Source organism: Pseudomonas sp. S3_G06 (genome assembly GCF_054667565.1).
The window spans coordinates 1,144,646-1,166,527 of sequence record NZ_CP162738.1 but is presented as its reverse complement, the minus strand read 5'-3'; the positions used below and the strand labels follow the sequence as shown (position 1 = coordinate 1,166,527).

General features: G+C 61.9%; 10 protein-coding genes. 4 read left to right on the top strand and 6 right to left on the bottom strand.

Features of this window, described 5'->3' with window-relative positions:
• Positions 1 to 131: 131 nt before the first annotated feature.
• Positions 132 to 1,454 (bottom strand): ATP-binding protein, encoded by a 1,323-nt coding sequence (locus AB4N47_RS05295; protein ID WP_341639411.1) that lies wholly within the window; start codon positions 1,452 to 1,454, stop codon positions 132 to 134.
• Positions 1,454 to 2,134 (bottom strand): response regulator, encoded by a 681-nt coding sequence (locus AB4N47_RS05290; protein WP_024013672.1) that lies wholly within the window; start codon positions 2,132 to 2,134, stop codon positions 1,454 to 1,456. The genes AB4N47_RS05295 and AB4N47_RS05290 overlap by 1 nt, the downstream gene beginning before the upstream one ends.
• Before the next feature lie 253 nt (positions 2,135 to 2,387).
• Here AB4N47_RS05290 and AB4N47_RS05285 point away from each other — a divergent pair, with 253 nt between their 5' ends.
• The 4 genes from AB4N47_RS05285 to dsbG all read left to right on the top strand — a co-directional run bounded on the left by AB4N47_RS05285 (position 2,388) and on the right by dsbG (position 6,538).
• On the top strand, positions 2,388 to 3,080 hold the full coding sequence (locus AB4N47_RS05285) for a hypothetical protein (RefSeq protein ID WP_122611544.1): 693 nt from the start codon (positions 2,388 to 2,390) through the stop codon (positions 3,078 to 3,080).
• A gap of 97 nt (positions 3,081 to 3,177) precedes the next feature.
• The gene (gene dsbD / locus AB4N47_RS05280) at positions 3,178 to 4,911 is read left to right on the top strand and encodes a protein-disulfide reductase DsbD (RefSeq protein ID WP_341639410.1); all 1,734 of its coding nucleotides are present in this window, start codon (positions 3,178 to 3,180) and stop codon (positions 4,909 to 4,911) included.
• The gene (locus AB4N47_RS05275; protein WP_071173088.1) at positions 4,911 to 5,792 is read left to right on the top strand and encodes a TlpA disulfide reductase family protein; all 882 of its coding nucleotides are present in this window, start codon (positions 4,911 to 4,913) and stop codon (positions 5,790 to 5,792) included. The genes dsbD and AB4N47_RS05275 overlap by 1 nt, the downstream gene beginning before the upstream one ends.
• Positions 5,768 to 6,538 carry a thiol:disulfide interchange protein DsbG gene (dsbG, locus tag AB4N47_RS05270; protein ID WP_341639409.1) on the top strand — a complete coding sequence of 257 codons (771 nt, stop codon included), beginning with the start codon at positions 5,768 to 5,770 and terminating at the stop codon, positions 6,536 to 6,538. The genes AB4N47_RS05275 and dsbG overlap by 25 nt, the downstream gene beginning before the upstream one ends.
• A 29-nt stretch (positions 6,539 to 6,567) precedes the next feature.
• On the opposite strand, the gene AB4N47_RS05265 is transcribed toward dsbG, so the two are convergent.
• From AB4N47_RS05265 to AB4N47_RS05250, 4 genes are all read right to left on the bottom strand, one after another.
• Complete coding sequence (locus AB4N47_RS05265) at positions 6,568 to 6,966, bottom strand: ParB/Srx family N-terminal domain-containing protein (RefSeq protein ID WP_460154430.1); 399 nt, start codon at positions 6,964 to 6,966, stop codon at positions 6,568 to 6,570.
• Positions 6,918 to 7,595: a hypothetical protein gene (locus AB4N47_RS05260; RefSeq protein ID WP_460154429.1), complete on the bottom strand. Its 678-nt coding sequence runs from the start codon at positions 7,593 to 7,595 to the stop codon at positions 6,918 to 6,920. The genes AB4N47_RS05265 and AB4N47_RS05260 overlap by 49 nt, the downstream gene beginning before the upstream one ends.
• Before the next feature lie 168 nt (positions 7,596 to 7,763).
• The gene (locus tag AB4N47_RS05255; RefSeq protein ID WP_341639407.1) at positions 7,764 to 8,579 is read right to left on the bottom strand and encodes an alpha/beta fold hydrolase; all 816 of its coding nucleotides are present in this window, start codon (positions 8,577 to 8,579) and stop codon (positions 7,764 to 7,766) included.
• 192 nt (positions 8,580 to 8,771) lie between these two features.
• Entirely contained in the window at positions 8,772 to 21,770 is a 12,999-nt protein-coding gene (locus AB4N47_RS05250; RefSeq protein WP_460154428.1) for a non-ribosomal peptide synthetase, read from the bottom strand.
• Between the last annotated feature and the right edge of the window lie 112 nt (positions 21,771 to 21,882).

Here is a 21,882-nt window from a genome sequence, read left to right as displayed (position 1 = left end):
TTGATGTGCCAGAACATGTTCTTTTGTGGGAGCGAGCCTGCTCGCGAAAGCGTCGGACCAGTCAACGTCGATATTGGATGACTTACCGCATTCGCGAGCAGGCTCGCTCCCACAGGGGATCCGAGGTGAGATCAGAGGGTTTGCAACGGCATGGTCAGTTCCACCCGCAAGCCATCCGGGCGGCTGTCGAAATGCAGGGCGCAGTCACAGCGCTGAACAATCGCCTGGACAATCGCCAGCCCCAGCCCGCAACCGGTGCTTTGCCCGTTGCGCCAGAAGCGTTGGGTCAGATGCTGCAAATCATCTGGAGCAATGCCAGGACCATGGTCACGCACGACAAAACGCACGCGATTGCCGATGTTTTCCAGATGGACCTCGACCGCGCAATCTTCAGGCGTATGGCGCAGGGCGTTGTCGAGCAGGTTACGCAGTGCAGCAATCGCCAGCACCGCGGGCATTTGCAGCGGCGCGGCGGACAGGTCGTCCGGCACGTGCAGTTTGATCCGCAGCCGTTCACCGCCGGTGGCGTCCTGGATCGCCAGTCTGGCCACTTGCTCGGCGCTGCATTGCGAGCCGTCATCGAACGACAGGCTGCCTTCGACCCGCGCCAGCAGCAGCAACTGTTCAAGGGTGCGGTGCAGGCGATCGGCGCCATCCTCGGCGCGGGCCAGCGATTGATCGCGGGCACTGCCGTCGGTCATGCGCGCGACTTGCAGGTGGGTCTTGATCGCCGTCAGCGGACTGCGCAGTTCATGCGCGGCGTCACCAGTGAGGCGACGCTCACGCTCGATGGTCTTGCCGATGCGCTGGAACAATTGATTCTGGGTTTCCAGCAACGGCTTCAATTCGCTGGGAAACGCCTGCAACTGCAAGGGCTCAAGGGAATCGGCATTGCGCCGCATCAGCGCCTCGCGCAGACGATTGAGTGGTGCAAGACCCTGACCGATGCCCAGCCACAGCAGGCACAGGCAACCCAGCAAGGCCACACCGACCGGCACCGAAGCGGCGAGCAGAATCGACATGTTCAAGGCTTCGCGTTCGATCTGCCGATCCGCCGTAGTGATGCGCACATCGCCCCGGGCCAGGGTGAAACTGCGCCACGGTGCGCCGTCGATCATTTGATCGTGGAAGCCCATTTTCTCGGCTTCCAGCGCTTGCTCGGGGTTGTTGTGGCTTCGCGCGAGAATCTCGCCGCGCAATGAGCTGACCTGACAGGCCATGCCGCCGGGAATGTTCAGCTGTTCAGCACTGAAGTGGGTGCCCTCGCCCTTGCTCGGCAGCGTCGGCAATTGCTCAAGCAAACCGGCGACCATGCGCGCCGAAGCGACCAGTCGCTGGTCGAGGGAGAACATCATCTGATTGCGCAGATCGCTGAGCATCCACGCCGCCGCCAGCGCCCAGATCAACGCGAAGGCAGCGCCGAGCGTCAGACTCAGGCGCAGGCGCAGACTCATCACTTGCCTTGCTCTCCGCCATCGGCAGGCCCGAGGCGATAGCCCAGACCACGCACGGTTTCGACGATGCCTTTGCCAAGCTTGCTGCGCAGATGATGGATATGCACGTTCAGTGCGTTGCTTTCCAGTTCGTCGTTGAAGCCGTAGACGCTGTCCTTCAGTTGCTCGGTGGACAGCACCCGGCCGCGATTGTGCAGCAATGCCTGCAACAGCGACTGCTCGCGGCGCGACAGGTCCACCGGTTGCCCGGCGAGGCGGGTTTCGCGGCTGCTCGGGTCGTAAGTAAGCGCGCCATGCTCGATCAGATTGACACTGCGCCCGGCCACTCGGCGCAACAGGGTTTGCAGGCGAGCGAACAGTTCGCGCAGGTCGAAAGGCTTGAGCAGGTAGTCGTCAGCGCCGGCCTGCAGACCGTCGACACGATCGGTCACCGAGTCACGGGCAGTGAGGATGAGAACCGGGATTTCCAGGCCGCTCTGCCGCAATTGCTGGAGCAACCTTAGGCCATCTTCGTCGGGCAACCCGAGATCGAGAACCATCACGTCGAATTCGGCGACCTTGAGCATCGCCCGCGCCTTGGACGCGGTGTTGACGTGCTCGACGGTCAGGCCCTGTGCCTTGAGCCCGGCGACGATGCCGCTGGCGATCAGCTCATCGTCTTCGCAAACCAGTACGTGCATAGGGGCTCCGGAAATAAAAAAGGCGAGTGAAGCAGGCAAGGATTAAGGGGCAATTATGGCGGCACACGTCGACTTCGCAAAGCTGCACGAAAATACGGTCAGGTTGTTGCATCCCAGCAACCGACGCGAGCCTGCCATGCAAACTTTATTATCCCGTTACCCATCCGGAAACAATTCCAGCCTTTATCGCCAACGCAACTTCATCTAGCTTCAACTGGCAACTTCAACCCCGCACTTAAATGGACTTTCAAACATGACCAACTTGAATAACTTTGTTGCCATAGACTGGCGTTCCGGCCCTGATCGAATTTATTTTTTCTTCAAGGACACCGATACCTATTCGCGCTTTGATCTTGGCGACAATAGTGTCCCGTCCAATTATCCAACCGCCACGGCAGGCAACTGGGACAACTTCGCCCCGTATACCAAAGATCTGCGCTTTGGCTTGACTACCACTTCCTTCGGCTGGAACGCCGGAAGTGACGAGGATATTGCCTGGCTTTTCTTTTATGACGGAACAACTCCGATGGTCTGCAAATACGATCAGGACAGCGATAAAGTTGCCGCCTTCTACAAGGTAGCCGACTCGGTATGGAAGCCGATTCTTCCATATTTTGACAAGATCATCGCCGGCACCTGGTTTCAACTGACCGGCCACCCTTTCCTGTTTCGATTCATCCTCGATGACGGCCACTACTTGTCTTTCGACTACAAGGCCAAGACCGTCAAGTACAACCGTTTCGGCGAATATCAGCTGGGCGCGCTGAAACCTTACAAGGACCGGATAATCACCGCGGCGCAGAATGACCGGACATTTGCAGACAGTTACTGGTATATCTTCCTGACCAACAATCAGTACCTCACTTACAACATTCAGTCCGACCGACTCGTTGCCGGCCCCAGAACCATTGATGACGGTAATTGGCCCGGCCTGCTGCGTGGCTGATTGGTCAATCCCGGCGAGCCTAGTAGGATAGGGTTAATTATCGGTTAATCGCCGCCGCCCATCCTGCACCCCACTTGCACAGGGACAAGGCTCCTCCATGCGTCATTTTTTTCTTCTGTTTGCTCTACTGGTTTCCGGTCTGGCTCAGGCCGGAAACAATCCGTTCGAGTCCAAGCCGGACTTTTTACCCGTCGACAAGGCATTCGTACTCACCTCCGAGCTTCTGGACTCGGGCGAAACCCAGCTGTTCTGGCAGATCACTGACGGCTACTACCTGTATCAGAAACGCCTGAAATTCGACGGGCTGGCCGCCGATCAGCAGCCGGTGTTGCCTGAAGGCGAATCCCACAGCGATGAGTTTTTCGGCGAGCAGCCGGTGTACCGCCAAGGCCTGGAAGTGAAAATCCCGGCAGCGGCCAGCGGTCAGATCAAGGTCAGTTATCAGGGCTGCGCCGATGCCGGTCTGTGCTATCCACCGCAAACCCGGGTGATTGACCTGGGTGGCAAAGCCGCAGCAACAACAGGCGCTGAAGCCCCGGATCAGGCTTTGGCCAGCAGTCTGCAACAACGGGCGCTGGGCTGGAGTCTGCTGGTGTTCTTCGGACTCGGCCTGCTGTTGGCGTTTACCCCGTGTTCGCTGCCGATGCTGCCGATTCTCGCCGGGATGATCGTCGGCAGTGGCGCCACACCACGGCGCGGGTTTGCCTTGGCCAGCAGCTACGTGATCTGCATGGCGCTGGTGTATGCGGCGATGGGCGTGATTGCTGCGCTGCTCGGTGCGAACCTGCAGGCGTGGTTGCAGAATCCTTGGCTGCTCGGTGCGTTTGCCGCCATTTTCGTGGTGCTGGCATTGCCGATGTTCGGCTTCTTCGAGCTGCAACTGCCGGTGGCCCTGCGTGATCGTCTTGAACATGCGTCGCGCAGCCGCAGCGGCGGCAGCCTGATCGGCGCCGGTGTGCTGGGCGCATTGTCCGGTCTGTTGGTCGGGCCGTGCATGACCGCGCCACTGGCCGGCGCGCTGCTGTACATCGCGCAGAGCGGTAACGCGTTGCACGGCGGTCTGATTCTGTTTGCGCTGGGCATCGGCATCGGTGTGCCGCTGTTGCTGCTGGTCACAGTGGGCAACCGTTTCCTGCCGAAACCCGGGGCGTGGATGAATCTGCTCAAGGGCATATTCGGCTTCCTCTTTCTTGCCACTGCATTGTTGATGCTGCGCCCGGTACTGGACCCGTCGTTGTGGCTGGGGCTGTGCGGCGCTCTGCTGTTGATCGCCGCTTACAGCGCCTGGAAACAATCCGCAGGGTTTGGCCGCGTCGCGCAGATGTTTGGCGCCCTGTCCTTGTTGCTCGGTTTGTGGGGCAGCTTGTTGGTGATCGGTGCGGCGGGCGGCAGTGATGATCCGTATCAGCCATTGCAGGTCTACAGCGCCGGCCCTGTCGCCAGCGCGTCGCCAACGGGTCACGATGCCTTCAGCACAATAAAGGAACCGGCCGCCCTGCAACGCGAACTCGACGCGGCCAAGGCTCAGGGCCAGTGGGTGTTGCTCGATTACTACGCCGACTGGTGTGTGTCGTGCAAAGTCATGGAGAAGAAGGTGTTCGGTGAGACCAAGGTCATGCAGGCCCTGAGCGACGTGCGCCTGCTGCGCCTGGATGTGACCGCCGACAACGCTGCGAGCCGTGAGCTGCTCAGTCGCTATAAAGTGCCGGGGCCGCCGACGTTCATCTGGATCGGCGCTGACGGCGAAGAACGCCGCAGCCAGCGCATCACCGGCGAGGTCGATGCCGATACCTTCCTGCAACGCTGGTCCGCCACCCGAGATGCCAACTGATGCTGACGTTCACCCTCGGCACCTTCGCCATCGCGCTCAACCACCTGCTGCTGATCAGTGCTCTGGCGTTGGCGACATTTGTCGGCTGGCGAGTGGCCAAGCGCGGCGGCGATAACCCCGAGTCAGCGCTGTTCAGCCTGTTCTTGCTGGGCATGCTCGCGGCGCGCATTGCGTTTGTCGCGCTGTACTGGTCGCACTATCGCAATGACCCGTGGCAGATCATCGATCTGCGCGACGGCGGTTTCCTCGCCTGGCCCGGAGTGATCGTGCTGCTGCTGGCGGCGTTGTATCGCGGCTGGCGCCGGCCCGCTTTGCGTCGACCGTTGGGTTTCGGCGTGGTCAGTGGCGTGGCGTTCTGGCTGCTTGCCACCCTGTCGCTGAATATCTACGAACAGGGTACGCGCCTGCCGGATATATCCCTGCGCAACGCCGCTGGCGAAACCATCAAGCTCAGTGAGTATCAGGGCGGGCCGCTGGTGATCAACCTGTGGGCGACCTGGTGCCCGCCGTGCCGGCGAGAAATGCCGGTGCTGGAGAATGCCCAGCAACAGCGCCCTGACCTGACATTTCTGTTCGTCAATCAGGCCGAAAGCATGCAAAGCGTGGCGACGTTCCTGGAAACCCAGGGCCTGAGCCTGAACAACGTGCTGTTCGACCGCCGCGGCCGTCTCGGTCAGGCCGTGGGTTCCATGGCGTTACCGACTACGCTGTTCTATAGCCCGGACGGTCGCTTGCTGACCAGTCACCTCGGTGAACTGTCGAACGCCAGCCTCGCCCGCGCCCTGGAAACCTTCGACACTTCGCCTTCAAGCCCGAATCAGGCCGTTGCCCCGGCCAACTCTGCAAGGAAACTGCCATGCCCCGCCTCCGCCACCTGCTGACGCTGACCCTGGGCACTGCCCTGCTGCACTTGCCGTCGGTGCAGGCTGCTGAAGAACTGCCCGCCGCAATCAAAAAGATCGAAGCCAAGGGCGCGAAAATCGTCGGCCAGTTCGACGCCCCCGATGGCCTGCGCGGGTACGCCGCGCAATACCAGAATCGCGGCATGGCGCTGTACCTGACCCCGGACGGCAAACATGTCGTGGTGGGTAACCTGTACGACGCCGACGGCAAGGACCTGAGCAGCGAGCCTTTGCAGAAACTGGTCTACGCGCCGATGTCCAAGGAAGTCTGGGCCAAGTTCGAGGCGAGCAACTGGATTCAGGACGGCAACAAGGATGCATCGCGCACGGTGTACCTGTTCAGCGATCCGAATTGCCCGTACTGCAACATGTTCTGGGAACAGGCGCGGCCATGGGTCAAGGCCGGCAAAGTGCAGTTGCGCCACATCATGGTCGGCATCATCCGCGAAGACAGCCCGGGCAAATCAGCCGCGCTGCTGGCGGCGAAAGACCCGGCCAAGGCCCTGCAAGATCATGAGAGCGCCGGTAAGGGCAGCGCCCTCAAGGCGTTGAAAGACATTCCGGTCGCCGTGCAAACCAAACTCGCGGCGAACATGCAGTTGATGGAAGACCTCGAACTGCAAGCCACCCCGGCGATTTTCTACATGGACGACAAAGGCGAACTGCAACAGCAGCAAGGCGCGCCATCGCCGGACAAGTTGGTGAAGATTCTCGGGCCGAAATAGCCTTCACAACCACCGACCGGTGCGGTCTATCAGTACTCACACCGTTCGATAATGTCCTGCAAGTGCTCAGTCTTTCCCTGTTCCGTGAGAAAAGTTGTCACCTCAGCGCACCACGCTTGGTCTGAGGAAATACCGGCCCAGGCGTGCGTCCCCGCCCAATGCCAGGGACGGTCGTCAAACGTATTGATCAGCGCCTGATTGAATGTGTGAACGTTGAACTTGGGATTTCTCGCGTTCTGCAACATCAACGAACCGAACACGCGCTGTTGCGTTGCTTCGCATGGTTTGATTTGCTGGGCTTTGGTCGAACTCAGGACAATGAAATCAGGTTTGACACCTTCATCGAGCGCGGCCTGCAATCTGTAATGTCCATCGATGATCACGTAAGAACACAGTCCGCCCACATACCAGAGCAGGATCGGCGGCAAGCTGCCCTCCCTGGCTTTTTGCGCCACCATTTGAGGCGACCTGCTAAAGGGTCAACCGTGTGCAGACCGATTAAGTGTCCCAAATCCCAATCAAGCCAATGCACGGTATGCGGTTGCACATTGTCGAGAATGCCCTCGCCGCGCGCGTACCAGTTTGGCAGATGACTGGACGCATCGGCCGGGGTGGAAAAATACCAGCCATGCCGACCTGCGACGGTTTTGTATCGGCTAACTGCTGTCAATAAAGGGCGCGCCACCCAGTGGCCGGGATAGAGAAAGTCAGCCTGATTGTTCATCAACTGGTTGATGAAATAGCGACACCAGCGCGGGAAGCGCTCTTGGACGGGTAATTCAAAGTGCTCCTGAACGTCAGCCGAACCGATGAATGGCACGGATGGCGATTCCAGTTGAACGGGCCGCGGATTGCGAACCAGCCAAGCACCGTAATATGAGGTGGCAATGGTCGCCCAGAAGAGTGGGCTTTCATTGAGCATCAACTTCATCCGCCCGTTGTTGCCACTTTGCAGATGAAGCGGCGGTTTGCTTGATTTCGGTCGGTTGACCTCAATACTCAACCCGACCCACTTGTCCTCAAGATCCCTGAGGTCACGCCACCAGAACTGTTGCACGTCATTCCCTTATCAAATGCTTTTATAGATGAGTTTCACACTCGTGATTGCATGGTGACCTGAGAGGCCCCTTCGCGAGCAGGCTCGCTCCCACAGAAATTGCATTCATGCTGAAGGAATGCGATTGACTGTGGGAGCGAGCCTGCTCGCGAATGAAGCTCACTCGGTCTAGCAGTTGCGCTCGGCCAGAAACGCCAGCAGCGCCTCAGTGACAAACCCGGGATTCTCCAGATTGGAGATATGCCCCGCCTCCGGCACCAGCACACACGGGCAACCAATCAACTGAGCCATTTCCCGTGCTTCCGACGGTGGCCGGGGTTTGTCCTGGTCACCGCACAGCACCAGCGTCGTCGCCTGGTTCAGCTCGTCCAGGCGTGGCAACAGGTCGTTGCGGCCAAACGTGATGCGTCCCATCGGTACGATGCTGTCGCGCAGACGCTCGGGCGAGTAGCTCTTCAATTTCGCGCGGAAGTCCTGATACAGCGCCGACTGCGGGTCGATGCCCGGGCGGAAGAAGATCGGTACGACAATGTCGAGCAATTGTTCGGAGATGGTGCCGCTGTCTTCGATCTGCTTGAACAACGAGAAGTAATACTGCCGGGTCGGTTCCGGCTCGACGCCGACGTAGGTGTCCATCAGCACCAGACCGTTGAGACGTTGCGGTGCGGACAGTGCCAGGCGCACGCCCCACATGCCGCCGACCGAAAGCCCGACGAGGGTGACGTGGTCGATGTCCAGATGATCAAGCAAGGCCTGCGCCTGTCGGGCGATGTCGTCCAGCGATGTCGTGCCTTCAGGTAACTTGCCGGACTCGCCATGGCCCCACAGATCCACGGCAATGACGCGATAGTGCGGGGTCAGCGCGGCGATCTGCGGCGCCCACATCGCTTGATCCCAGAGATAACTGCCGGCCAGCAACACGGCGGGGCCGGTGCCTTGATCAATGTAGTGCAGTGCTTGTCCGTCAACCGTGAAAAAGGGCATCGACCACCTCCGCGAGAAAAAACAGAACCGGCAGACTGAGCTGCCGGTTGTTGATCGTCAAGGATGGAAATGTACGGCAATGTACAGACGCCATTCGCGAGCAGGCTCGCTCCCACAGGGGTTTTGTAAACAACACAGACCCCGTGTGGGAGCGAGCCTGCTCGCGAAGAGGCCGGCCCAAGCGCCGGAGGACTACAACCCCTCCAGCTCCGCCATCAGATCATTCAACCGATCGACCTTCTCCTCTGTAATGTCACTGGCCGCCAGCCCATCGATGTATTCGGCCAGTTCCTCCACCGTGCTGCATTCGAACATCGCGCGCAGCGGCACGTTGCGTTGCAGGGCTTTCTGTACCCGCGAAGCGATCTGCGTAGCCAGCAACGAGTGCCCGCCCAGTTCGAAGAAGTTGTCGCGCACGCCGACCTTTTCCACCTTCAGCACCTCAGCCCAGATATCAGCCAGGGTCTGCTCCAGCTGATTGCGCGGCGCCAGATAATCCTCGCTCTGCAACAGACCTATCTCCAGCGTTGGCAAGGCTTTGCGGTCGAGTTTGCCGTTGGCATTGAGTGGCATCTGCTCCAGCCATAGCCAGTGCAGCGGCACCATGTATTCCGGCAGTTCGGCGCGCAGGCGCTGCTTGATCCGCTCCAGGCGTTCGCCCGGATTGAGCGCTGCATCGGCCGCGACCAGGTAGCCCACCAGATGCTTGCCGTTGACGCCTTCCTGCACACCCACCGCCGCGTCGCGCACTTCCGGTTGTTCATGCAGACGCGCTTCGATTTCACCGAGCTCGATGCGGTAACCGCGAATCTTCACTTGATGATCGACGCGGCCGACGTATTCCAGCACGCCGTCGGTGCGGCGCCGTGCCAGGTCACCGGTGCGGTACAGGCGTTCGCCCGGCGCGCCGAACGGATTCGGCACAAACACCGGCGCGGTGCGCAACGGATCGCTGACGTAGCCGCGCCCGACGCCGGTGCCAGCCACACACAATTCACCCACCGCGCCCAATGGCACCAGTTCCAGCGCGCCGCTGACCAGGTACAGCAAGTTATTGTCGGTCGGCGTGCCGATCGGCAAGTAACTGCCGCGCGTCGAGGCCATGTCAACGCGGAAGAACGCCACATCATCGGAACATTCCGCCGGGCCGTAAGCATTGACCAGACCAATATCCGGGTAACGCAGCAGCCATTGATGGGCCAGTTCCGGCGGCATCGCTTCACCGGTCGGCAGCATCCAGCGCAAACCATCAAGGCTCATGTGATCAGCGGCGAGCATGCCCTGAATCAGCGATGGCACACTTTCGAGCACGGTGATGCCCTGCGCCTGCACATGGCCCAGCAAACCTTGCGGATCGTGGGCAATCGCGTTCGGCACTATGTCGACCCGCGCGCCGAACAACGGCGCGGCGAGGAACTGCCAGACGGAAATGTCGAAGCTTTGCGAGGCGGTCTGCGCGATCACATCGGCCTCGCTCAAGTCGAGGTAAGGGCGTTTGCTCAACTGGTTATTGAGCATGCCGCGCTGCTCGACCATCACGCCTTTTGGCAGCCCGGTCGAACCCGAGGTGTAGATCACGTAAGCGAGATTGTCCGGGCCGCTGTGAATGCCGAGATTGTGCGTCGCTGCCACCGATGCCTGCACCTCTTCCCATACCAGCAGGCGCGGACGATTCGAACAGCCAAACTCTTCGAGCAAGGTCTGCGCCTGCTCAAGGCAGGCTGCGCTGCACACCAGCAACGGCGTGCGGCTCAGCTCGATGATGCGGCTCAGGCGCTGGCTCGGCAGACCCGAGTCCAGCGGCAGGTAACCGGCGCCGGCCTTGAAGCTGCCGATGATCATGCCGAGCAGGTCGAGATTACGCTCGGCCAGCAGCGCCACCGGTTGATCCATGCGCACACCGGCAGCGACCAGGGCATGGCCGAGGCGGTTGGCGTTGTGATTCAGTTCGGCATAGCTCAATTGCTGATCGAGGCAACTGGCGGCGATGCGCTGCGGATGCGCCGCGACCTGCGCTTCGAACAACGCCACGTAGCTTTGCTCCAGCGGATAGTCATGGCCGCTCTGGTTGCAACCGTGCAACAGGAAGTCACGTTCTTCGTCGCCCAGCAGCGGCAAATCGGCCATGTCGCCATGGAAGCCGTCGACCAGCGCCAGCAGCAGGCGCTTGAACTCACTGAGCATGCGCTCGACCGTCGACTCGTCGAAGTAACGCTGGTCATAGGACAGGTGCAAGCCAAGGTCATCGCCCGGGTAACACACCGCCGTCAACGGGAAGTTGGTGTGGGTGCGGCCGGAATCCGAGGTCGCATTCAGGCTCTGTGCACGATCAAGCACCGAGACTTCCACCGGGGCGTTTTCGAAGACGAACAGGCTGTCGAACAACGGCTGGCCTTTGGGCAATTCGCTCTGTTCCTGGATATTCACCAGCGGCAGGTATTCGTACTCGCGCAGTTGCATGTTGCTGTCGAGCAACGCGCTGAGCCACTGGCGCACGCTGCTGCGCTGATCGTCCGCCGGCATCTTCACCCGCAACGCAATGCTGTTGATGAACAGGCCGACAGTGCGTTGCATTTCCGGCATCTCCACCGGGCGCCCGGCCACGGTCACGCCGAAGAGCACGTCGCGATCGCCGCTCAGGCGCCGCAAAACCAGAGCCCACGCAGCCTGGGCGAAAGTGTTGACGGTCAGTTGATGTGCCTGCGCCAGTTCCCGCAGCCGTGCGCCGTCCTCGACATTGAGGCGGGTGTAGCGGTCGCCGACGATCATGCCGCCGCTTTCACCGGCGTGTTCGCGCAGGAACGGCCGGTCGCTCGGGATCGGCGTGGTGCGCTCGAAGCCTTGCAGATTCTGCCGCCACCACTGCCGCGCCTCGGCCAAGTTCTGGCGTTGCAGCCAACCGATGTAATCGCGATAACGCGGCGGCACGCTCAACTGCGCTTCGCGACCTTCACCGAGGGCGGTATAGATCTCGAAGAAGTCGTTCATCAGCAGCGAACGGCACCAGGCGTCGATGAGGATGTGGTGGTTGCTCATCATGAACCAATAACGCGCCGCGCCGACCTTGATCAGGCGCAGGTGAAACGGTGCCTGATTGAGCAGATCGAACCCGGCTTCGCGCTCGCTTTTCAGCAGCGCTTGCAGCTGTGGTTCCTGCTCGGTTTCGGCGACGGCGCTCCAGTCCAGATACTCGATCGGCGTGCGCCCCGGCGTGTGAATCACTTGCAGCATGTCTTCGCCAACGTTCCAGCAGAACGAAGCGCGCAATGCTTCATGACGAGCGACCACCGCTTGCCAGGCCTGGGCGAAACGCTCGGGGTCGAGCTCGCTGTTGATGCGATATCGATCCTGCATGTAGTACAGACCGGTGCCCGGCTCGAGCAAGGTATGCAGGAGCATGCCTTCCTGCATCGGTGTCAGCGGGTAGACATCTTCGATGTGCGCGGCTGGCACCGGCAGCGCATCGAGTTGCGCCTGAGTCAGTCTGGCCAGCGGGAAGTCCGATGGCGTCAGGCCGCCGGCTTCGTCTTGCAGACAATGGGCGATCAGGCTTTGCAACTCACCGAGGTAGGCGGCGGCCAGATCGTTAATGGTTTGCGCCTCATAACGCTTGGCACTGAAAGTCCAGCGCAGCAGCAGTTCTCCACCGTAAACCTGACTGTCGACACTCAGCTCGTTGGGCAACGGCGCCTGCGGATCGTGGGCGGCACCGACCGCTTCATCCAGCGGACGGAACAGCGCATCGCTGCCGAAGCTCTGGTCGAACTGGCCGAGGTAGTTGAAGGTGACCTGCGCCTGCGGCAGCGCGGCCATGCTCTGCCGGCAGCCGTCATCAGCCAGATAACGCAACACGCCATAACCGAGACCTTTATGCGGAACGGCGCGCAATTGTTCTTTGATCGCCTTGATCGAAGCGCCCTGCCCGGCGGCCTCTTCGACATTGTGCGGAGTCAGGCGCAGCGGATAAGCGCTGGTGAACCAACCGACGGTGCGGGTCAGATCAATCTCGTCGAACAGGGTTTCGCGACCGTGGCCTTCCAGTTGAATCAGTGCCGAGGGCTGGCCACTCCAGCGGCACAGCACACGGGCCAGCGCGGTCAGCAGCAGGTCGTTAACCTGAGTGCGATAAGCGCTCGGTGCCTGTTGCAGCAACTGCCGCGTGCGCTCGGCATCGAGGCGCACGCTGACGGTTTGCGCATGACGATTCTGCCTACCGCCCTGCGGGTTTTCGCAAGGCAGATCAGCGCTTGGCCCGGCCAGTTGCGTTTGCCACCAACCGAGTTCTTCACGCAGGGATTCGCTGCCGGCATAAGCCTGCAAACGCGCGGCCCAGTCCTTGAAGGCGCTGGTTTTCGCCAGCAGTTTCAGCGGCTGCGCAGCGTCGAGTTGGCGATAGGCGGTTTGCAGATCATCCAGCAACACGCGCCAGGAAACGCCGTCGACGACCAAGTGGTGGATGGCGATAAACAGACGTTGCTGATCATTCGCTACATCGACCAGCACCGCGCGCAGTAACGGGCCGTTGTGCAGATGCAGACTGCGTTGCGCGTCGGCGAACAGGGCTTCGCACCGGTCCAGCGAATCGACGTTGAATTGCCAGAGCAGATCATCACTCGACAGCACTTGATGCGTCGCTTGCCATGCATCATCGGTTTCAGTGAAACGCAGACGCAGCGCATCGTGCTGCTCGGTCACGGCCAGCAAAGCTTGCTGCAATCGTTGCGGCTCGAGGCGCACAGTCGGTTCCAGCAACAGCGCCTGATTCCAGTGCTGACGCTGGGGAATGTCCGTATCGAAGAACCAGTGCTGAATGGGCGTCAGACGCGACTCGCCGACCACCAAGCCCTGCTCGGCCGTCACTTGCTGGGTGCGGCTGGCAACGGCGGCGAGCGTCTGCACGGTCTGGTGCTGGAACAGGTCGCGCGGGCTGAAATGAATGCCCTGCTGACGCGCGCGGCTGACCACCTGAATCGACAGAATCGAGTCGCCGCCGAGTTCGAAGAAGTTATCGTTGAGGCCGACCTGCCTGACGTTGAGCACATCGCACCAGATCCGCGCCAGGGTCTGCTCCAGCTCGTTACTTGGCGCAACGTAGTCCTGACGATTCAACTCGGGATCGGGCGCCGCCAAAGCGCGGCGGTCGAGTTTGCCGTTGGCGGTCAGCGGCATGCTTGCCAGCAGCATCAGCTGGGTCGGCACCATGTAGTCCGGCAGTTGCGCCTTGAGGTGCGACTTGAGCGCTTCGCGCAGTTCAGCCTGTTGCGCTTCGCCGTGTCCGGCGACATCGCTAACGAGGTAACCCACCAACTGCTTGCCACTCGGCGCATCCAGCGCCAGCACCACCGCTTCGCGGATCGAAGGGTGATCGAGCAGGCGCGTTTCGATTTCGCCCAGCTCGATGCGGAAACCGCGGATTTTCACTTGATGGTCGATGCGCCCCAGATACTCGACCAGACCATCGGCACGCTGGCGCACCAGGTCGCCGGTGCGGTACATGCGTCCGCCATCAGCGGCAAACGGGTCAGCGACAAAACGCTCGGCGCTGATGCCCGGACGGTCGTGATAGGCCTGGGCCAGACCGGCGCCACCGACAAACAATTCACCGGTCGCACCTTGCGGCACCAAGGCCAGATCGGCGTCGAGAATGTAGGCGACTCGCGCCCCGATCACGCTGCCGATCGGCACACTGCCGGCGCCCTCTTCCAGTACCTGCGGCGCCAGACTGGCCAGCGGCATGACCACGGTTTCAGTCGGGCCGTAAGCATTGAAAAACTGCGCCGGTTGGAATGCCGCGCGGATGCGCTGCAGATGCTCGCCGGTCAGCGCTTCACCGCCGGTGATGATCATGCGCACCGGCAGGACGTCATTCTGCGTGGCAAGGAATTGCGCCAATTGGCTGCCGTAGCTCGGCGTGAAGCCGAGGACGTTGATCCGATGCGCACGAATCAAGCCGCAGATTTCTTCCGCGTCCCACTGCCCTTGCGCCCGCAGCACCACCTGCGCACCGCTGAGCAGCGGCACCAGCAAACGTTCGGTGGCGGCGTCGAAGTTGATCGAATAGAAATGCAGTTCACAGTCGTCCGGGCGCATGCCGAAGCGTTCGATCACGGCCTGACAGTGCATGGCAATTTCGCCGTGGGAGACCACCACGCCTTTCGGTTTGCCGGTCGAGCCCGAGGTGTAAATCAGGTAGGCCTGATGCTGCGGCAGGCTGATAAACGGCAGCTCGCTGGCCGGGTAGTCGGCCAATCCCGGGCTGTCATCTTCCAGACACCAGCGAGCCACGTCTGACGGCAAGTCACCCAGGGCCTGAAACATCGCCCGATCGCTGAGCAGCAAACCGATGCGGCTGTCTTCGATCATGTAATGCAGACGGTCGAGCGGGTACTCCGGATCCAGCGGCACATAGGCGCCGCCAGCCTTGAGAATCGCCAGCAGGCCGATGACCATTTCCAGCGAACGCTCCAGCGCCAGCCCCACCCGCACCTGCGGGCCGACGCCGCGCTCACGCAGCGCCCAGGCCAGACGATTGGCCCGGGCATCGAGTTCGGCGTAGCTCAGGGTCTGCCCGGCGAAGGTCAGTGCTGGTGCGTCTTTGCGCGCCAGTGCCTGCTCGGCGAACAGATGATGGATGCACTGATCGAGACGATGCTCGCCCGGCTCGATGCCAAGGCTGTCGAGCAGGTGCTGTTGCTCGGTGCTGTCGAGCAACGGCAGTTCGCTGAGGCGTTGCTGCGGATCAGCGATCAACGCTTCAAGCAGGTTGCGCCAATGCCTGGCCATGCGTTCGATGGTCGGCTCGTCGAACAGATCGGTGCTGTAAGTCAGGCAGCAGCCGAGGCGATGGTCGAGGTCGGTGACTTCCAGATTGAGGTCGAACTTGGTCGCCCGCGCATCGTTGGCCAGATACTCGACAGTCATCCCAGCGAGGGTGCGGCTCTGCTGGAACTCCCAGCGCTGCACGTTGCACATCACCTGGAACAGCGGGTTGTAAGCCGCGCTGCGTGGCGGCTGCAAGGCTTCGACCAAGTGATCGAACGGCAGATCCTGATGGGACTGGCCTTCGATCACGGTGTGGCGCACCTGCTCGAACAGTTCGCCGACCGACATCTGCCCGTCGAGCTGGCAACGCAGCACCTGGGTGTTGAGAAACGCCCCGATCAGCCCTTCGCTTTCCGGGCGGATGCGGTTGGCCACCGGCGCGCCGATGCGCAGGTCGGTCTGGCCGCTGTAGCGGTAGAGCAATGTGGCGAGCGCGGCGGTCATGGTCATGAACAGGGTCAGACCGTTTTGCGCATTGAACGCCCGCACCCGCGCAGCGAGATCGTCGCTCAGATCGAAACGGAACAGCTCGCCCTGATGGCTCTGCACCGGTGGACGCGGACGGTCGCCGGGCAGTTCCAGCAGCGGGTGTTCGCGACCGAGTTGCGCGGTCCAGTAGTCGAGCTGGCGCTGGCGCTCGCCGGACTCCAGCCACTGACGCTGCCAGACGCTGTAGTCGAGGTATTGCACCGGCAGCGGCGCGAGCGGTGATTCGCGCTCATCGACGAACGCTTCATACAGCGCACTGAGTTCGCGGGCAAAGATGTCCATCGCCCAGCCTTCGGTGACGATGTGGTGCAGGGTCAGGACGAAGTAATGCTCGTGTTCGGCAGTCTTGACCAGACAGGCACGCAGCAACGGACCGGTTTCCAGATCGAACGGCTGGTGCGCTTCTGCATCGGCCAGTTGTTGCACTTGTAGCTCCCGGACTTCTGCCGGCAGGCTGGAGAAATCCTTCCAGCCCATGCGCACGCCGGTCTCGGCATGCACCTGTTGGCGGGCAACGCCATCGATACTTGGGAATGTGGTGCGCAGGGTTTCGTGGCGCAGGATCAGCGCCTGCAACGCCGCCTCGAAATGCTCGACATGCAGCACGCCGCGCAAGCGCGCCATGCCGCCGACGTTGTAAGCCGGGCTGTCCGGTTCCATCTGCCAGAGGAACCACATGCGCTGCTGCGAATAGGACAGCGGCACAGCCTGGCTGCGGTCGACTGTGCCGATCGGCAGCTGTGGGTTGGTGCGGCCGCTGACCTGGATCAGGCGAATCTGTTCGGCGTAATCGCCCAGTTCGCTGTGCTCGAACAAGGTGCGCAGCGGCAGTTCGACGTCACAGGCCTGACGTGTGCGTGAAATGATCTGCGTGGCCAGCAGCGAATGACCGCCGAGGGCAAAGAAATCATCGCGCAGGCCGATCTGCTTCAGACCCAGCACTTCGCGCCAGATCGCGGCGATTTGTTGCTCCAGTTCGCTGACCGGTTCGACGTGTTCACGCACCTGCCATTGCGGCTCGGGCAAGGCGCGGCGGTCAAGTTTGCCGCTGGGGCTCAGCGGCATCGCATCAAGGCGCAGCAATTGTGCGGGCACCATGTATTCCGGCAGTTCGGCAGCGAGGGCATCTTTCAGCCGAATAATTTGCTCATCGGCATTTTCCTGCGCATCGGTCGCCGTGAAGTAGCCGATCAGTTGCGCACCGGCAGCGGTTTCCCGCACCAGCACCACGGCCTGGGCCACGCCATTTTGCGCCAGCAGTCGCGCCTGGATTTCTTCCGGCTCAACGCGAAAGCCGCGCAGCTTGACCTGCTGATCGAGACGGCCGAGGTATTCGATCACGCCATCCGAGGACCAGCGCGCACGGTCGCCGGTGCGGTACAAGCGGGCGCCCTGCTCGCCCAGTGGATCGACGACAAAACGCTCGGCGGTCAACGCCGGACGACCCAGGTAACCGCGAGCCAGACCGATGCCGCTGATGCACAACTCGCCCGGCACGCCCGCTGGCACTGGATTGAGATCGGCATCGAGAATGCGGCAGACCACATTGCCCAGCGGCCGGCCAATCGGCGAGCGCTCACCATCGGCAGTTGTACAGTGCCAATGGGTGACATTGATCGCGGTTTCAGTCGGGCCATAACGGTTGTGCAATTGCACCACCGGCAGTTGCGTCAGCACACGGTTGCGCAACTCGGCGGGCAAGGCTTCACCGCCGGAAAACACCCGGCGCAGGCTGGTGCACTTGGCACTCAGCGGCTCGTCGATGAACAGCGCCAGCAGCGGCGGGACGAAGTGCAGCGTGGTCACGCCGTATTGCTGGACCAGTTGCGCGATGCGATGCGGGTCGCGGTGCTCGCCGGGGGCGGCAAGCAGCAGACGCGCGCCGGTGATCAGCGGCCAGAAGCATTCCCACACCGAGACGTCGAAACTGATCGGCGCTTTTTGCATCAGCACGTCGGTTTGGTCGAGGCGGTAAGTGTCCTGCATCCATTGCAGGCGCTCGGCCAGCGCGGCGTGGGTGTTGCCGACGCCTTTCGGTTGCCCGGTGGAACCCGAGGTGTAAATCACGTAGGCGAGGTTGTCGCCGTGCAGTCGCAGTTCCGGTGCCTGGCTCGGCCATTTATCCAGGTGCAGCGCATCCATGGCGATCACGCTGACGCCATCGCTGGCCGGCAAACGCTCGAGCAATTGCGTCTGGGTCAGGAGCAGTTCGACGCCGCTGTCGCGGAGCATGTACGCGAGACGCTCGGCCGGATAATCCGGATCAAGCGGCACATAGGCGCCGCCGGCCTTGATGATCGCCAGCAGACCGATCAGCAGTTGCGGCGAACGCTCGGCAGCAATGGCCACGCACACGTCCGGGCCAACGCCTTTGTCGCGCAGGTAATGGGCGAGCCGGTTGGCTTGCGCGTGCAGCTCGGCAAAATCCAGACTACCGCCGTCCCACACCAGCGCGGTGCGTTGCGGGGTGTTGCGCAATTGTTGCTCGAGCAGTTCCGGCAGCCATTGTTGCGCCGGGGTGCACGGAGCGACGCTCCAGTCCTTCTGCTGATTCTGCTCGCTGGCGGCCAGCAAGCGCAGATCGCCGATGGCCTGCTGTGGCTGTTCGCAGACCTCGCTGAGCAGATTATGGAAATGCTCGGCCAGACGCTCGATGGTCGTGGCGTCGAACAGTTCGCTGGCGTAGTCGAACGCCAAGCTCAGACGACCGTTGCGATCCTCTTCGCTGTGCAATTGCAGATCGAACTTGGCTTCGCGGCTGTGCCACGGCAGTTCTTCGGCGAGCAGACCCGGCAGGCGCTTGAGTGCACTGAGGTCGCGCTGCTGATGGTTGAACATGACCTGGAACAGTCCCTGTTCGCGGGCCTGCGGGAACGCTTCGAGCAGTTGTTCGAAGGGCAGATCCTGATGGGCCTGGGCGCCGAGTGCGGCCTGGCGCGTCTGGTTCAGCAACTCGGCAAATGTCAGGCGCGAATCGATTTGCGCGCGCAACACCTGGGTATTGATGAAGAAGCCGATCAGGCTTTGGGTTTCCAGGCGCGGACGGTTGGCGTTGGGCACGCCGATGCGAATGTCGCGCTGACCGCTGTAGCGGTGCAGCAAACTTTGCAAGGCAGCGAGCAGAAGCATGAACGGCGTGGCTTCGTGGGCCTGCGCAGTCTGGCGAATCGCCTCGCTGAGTTTGCTACTCAAGCGCACGCTGTGGCGCGCGGCGCTGTGGTTGTGTCTGGCCGAGCGCGGGTGATCGGTGGCCAGTTCCAATGGCGGATGTTCTTCGCCCAACTGCGCTTTCCAGTACGCCAGTTGCCGCTCGCCCTCGCCTTGCGCCAGCCATTGCCGCTGCCAGTTGCCGTAGTCGGCGTATTGCGTGGGCAGCGCGGCCAGTGTCGCCGGCGCACCTTGGGTTGCCGCCGCGTAGAGACGCGAGAATTCGTCGAGCAGGATATTCAGCGACCAGCCGTCAGCGATGATGTGGTGCAGGGTCACCAGCAGTTGATGTTCTTCGTCATCGAGACGCACCAGTTTCACCGCCAGCAACGGGCCTTTTTCCAGATCGAACCGAGTGCGCGCCTCGTCTTCGCGAATCTGCTCGGCACGGGCTTCACGCTCGGCCATTGGCAGGTCGCTGATGTCGATCAGATGCAGGTTGAATTCGGCAGCGGCGAGCACTTGCTGCAATGCCACACCGTCGCGTTCGAAGAAACGTGTGCGCAGTGATTCATGGCGTTCGATCAGTTGCTGGAAGCTGCTGCGCACGGCGTCTTCGTCGAGTTCACCACGCAGGCGCAGGCCGCCGGGAATGTTGTAGGCGCTGCTCTGTGGATCGAGTTGCCAAGTGATCCACAGACGGTTTTGTGCCAGCGACTGCGGCATCGGCTCGCTGCGCGACAAGGTGCTGATCGGACCTTGAGCGCTGCCGCCGTCCTGTTTTAGCTGCGCCACAGCGGCGGCGAAGGCAGACAGGGTTGGCGCTTCGAACAGCAGGCGCAGGCTCAGCTCGACACCGAGTGCTTCGCGAACCCGCGCCACTACTTGCGTGGCAGCGATCGAGTTGCCGCCGAGCAGAAAGAAATGGTCGTCGCCACTGACCTGCTTGACGTTGAGTTGCTCGGCCCAGATTTGCCCGATCAACGCTTCAAGGTCCGAAGTGCTGCTGGTCGCGTTTTCCGTTGCGGCTGTGATCGAAGGGAACAGCGCGTAACTGTCGAGGCTGCCATCAGCCAGACGATTGCGGCACGCCGAGCGCTGCAGTTTGCCGCTGGAGGTTTTCGGCAACGCGCCCGGATTGAGCAGCACCACCACGCTTGGCGCCTCCTGATACGCCTCGGCCACGGCTTGGCGAATGGCTTTGATCAGCGCATCTGGCGCAAGGATTTTCTGCACGCTGCGGCTGATTTCCGCAGCGATGCCGATGCCCTCTTCGCCGTCGTGAGTGACCGCGAACGCCGCCACGCGGCCCTTGCGCACCACTTCGACTTCGCGCTCGACGGTCTGCTCGATGTCCTGCGGATAGAGGTTGTGTCCGCGGACGATGAGCATGTCTTTCAGGCGCCCGGTGACGAACAACTCGCCCGCACGGATAAAACCCAGGTCGCCGGTGCGCAACCAGGTGCGGCCGGCGTGCTGGACAAAAGTCTTGGCGCTGGCTTCGGGGTTGCGCCAATAACCGTGGGCGATGCTCGGGCCGGCGGCCCAGACTTCGCCGACGGCGTTGTCGGCGAGTTCTTCGAGGGTATTCGGTTCGACGATCAGCACCGCGTGCTCAGGCTGGCTGATGCCGCAACTCATGACCGCGCTGCCGTCGCCCGGCTCGGCGCGGTTTTGCGCCAGCGCCTGATCGTCCACGCGCAACGCCGGGATGCCGGTGCCGCGCGGTGTGCCAGCGACAAAGAGGGTCGCCTCGGCCAGACCGTACGAAGCCATGAAGCTGTTGTCGCTGAAACCGCAAGCAGCGAATTTTTCGGCGAAGCGCTCGAGGGTGTCGAGACGGATCGGCTCGGAACCGGAATAGGCCACGCGCCAACGGCTCAGATCGAGGCGCTCAAGGGCCGATTCGCTGACCCGCTCACTGCACAAACGGTAGGCGAAATCCGGGCCGCCGCTGATGGTGCCGCCGTATTCGGCAATCGCTTCCAGCCAGCGCAACGGCCGGCCGAGGAAGTAGGCCGGCGACATCAGAATGCACGGCACGCCGCTGAAAATCGGTTGCAGCAGACCACCGATCAAACCCATGTCGTGATACAGCGGCAACCAGCTGACGATGACGTCGTCCGGGTTGACGTCGATGCCGAAACCGTGACGGATCAGCAGTTCGTTGGCGACCAGATTGCCATGGCTGACCTGCACGCCCTTGGGCAGCGCGGTGGAGCCGGAAGTGTATTGCAGAAAGGCGATGTGCTCGGCTGGCAGGCTCGGTTCAACCCACTGTTCGGCCAGTGCGCTGTCGAGGGTGTCGACACACAACAGCGGCGGCGCGCCGTCGATTTGTTGCAAGGCATCGCACAGGTCGGCGCTGGTCAGCAACAGCGTGGGCTCGGCGTCGGCGATGATCGACAGCAAACGCTCCTGATGGTGACGACGGGCGGATTCCGGCGGATAGGCCGGCACCGCAATCACACCGGCATACAGGCAGCCGAAAAACGCCGCGACGTAATCCGCGCCGCTGGGAAACAGCAGCACCGCACGCTCACCGAATCCAGCCTGAGCCTGCAACGCAGCGGCGATGGTGCGCGCGCGTTGATCCAGTTCCAGATAGCTGAGCACCACGGTCTGTTCCGGGTTTTCGGCGAGAAAACGCAAGGCCAGTCGGTCCGGCGTCAGGGCCGCGCGACGCTTGAGGGCATGGACCAGGGTGCTGGGGAGTTCGAACGCGTCGGTCATGAGGTTTCCTGCCTGAATTCGGCTTGCAAGTGGAATCGGGTGGCTGCGTCACACCTGTCGAGAGGCGTGCGGGGCGCGGTCTGTGCCGACCGCGCAAGGCATCGGAATGCGC

Coding starts and splice junctions, on each gene's coding strand:
- AB4N47_RS05295 (WP_341639411.1), bottom strand. CDS start 1,454: ATGAGTCTGCGCCTGCGCCTGAGTCTGACGCTCGGCGCTGCCTTCGCG.
- AB4N47_RS05290 (WP_024013672.1), bottom strand. CDS start 2,134: ATGCACGTACTGGTTTGCGAAGACGATGAGCTGATCGCCAGCGGCATC.
- AB4N47_RS05285 (WP_122611544.1), top strand. CDS start 2,388: ATGACCAACTTGAATAACTTTGTTGCCATAGACTGGCGTTCCGGCCCT.
- dsbD (WP_341639410.1), top strand. CDS start 3,178: ATGCGTCATTTTTTTCTTCTGTTTGCTCTACTGGTTTCCGGTCTGGCT.
- AB4N47_RS05275 (WP_071173088.1), top strand. CDS start 4,911: ATGCTGACGTTCACCCTCGGCACCTTCGCCATCGCGCTCAACCACCTG.
- dsbG (WP_341639409.1), top strand. CDS start 5,768: ATGCCCCGCCTCCGCCACCTGCTGACGCTGACCCTGGGCACTGCCCTG.
- AB4N47_RS05255 (WP_341639407.1), bottom strand. CDS start 8,579: ATGCCCTTTTTCACGGTTGACGGACAAGCACTGCACTACATTGATCAA.
- AB4N47_RS05250 (WP_460154428.1), bottom strand. CDS start 21,770: ATGACCGACGCGTTCGAACTCCCCAGCACCCTGGTCCATGCCCTCAAG.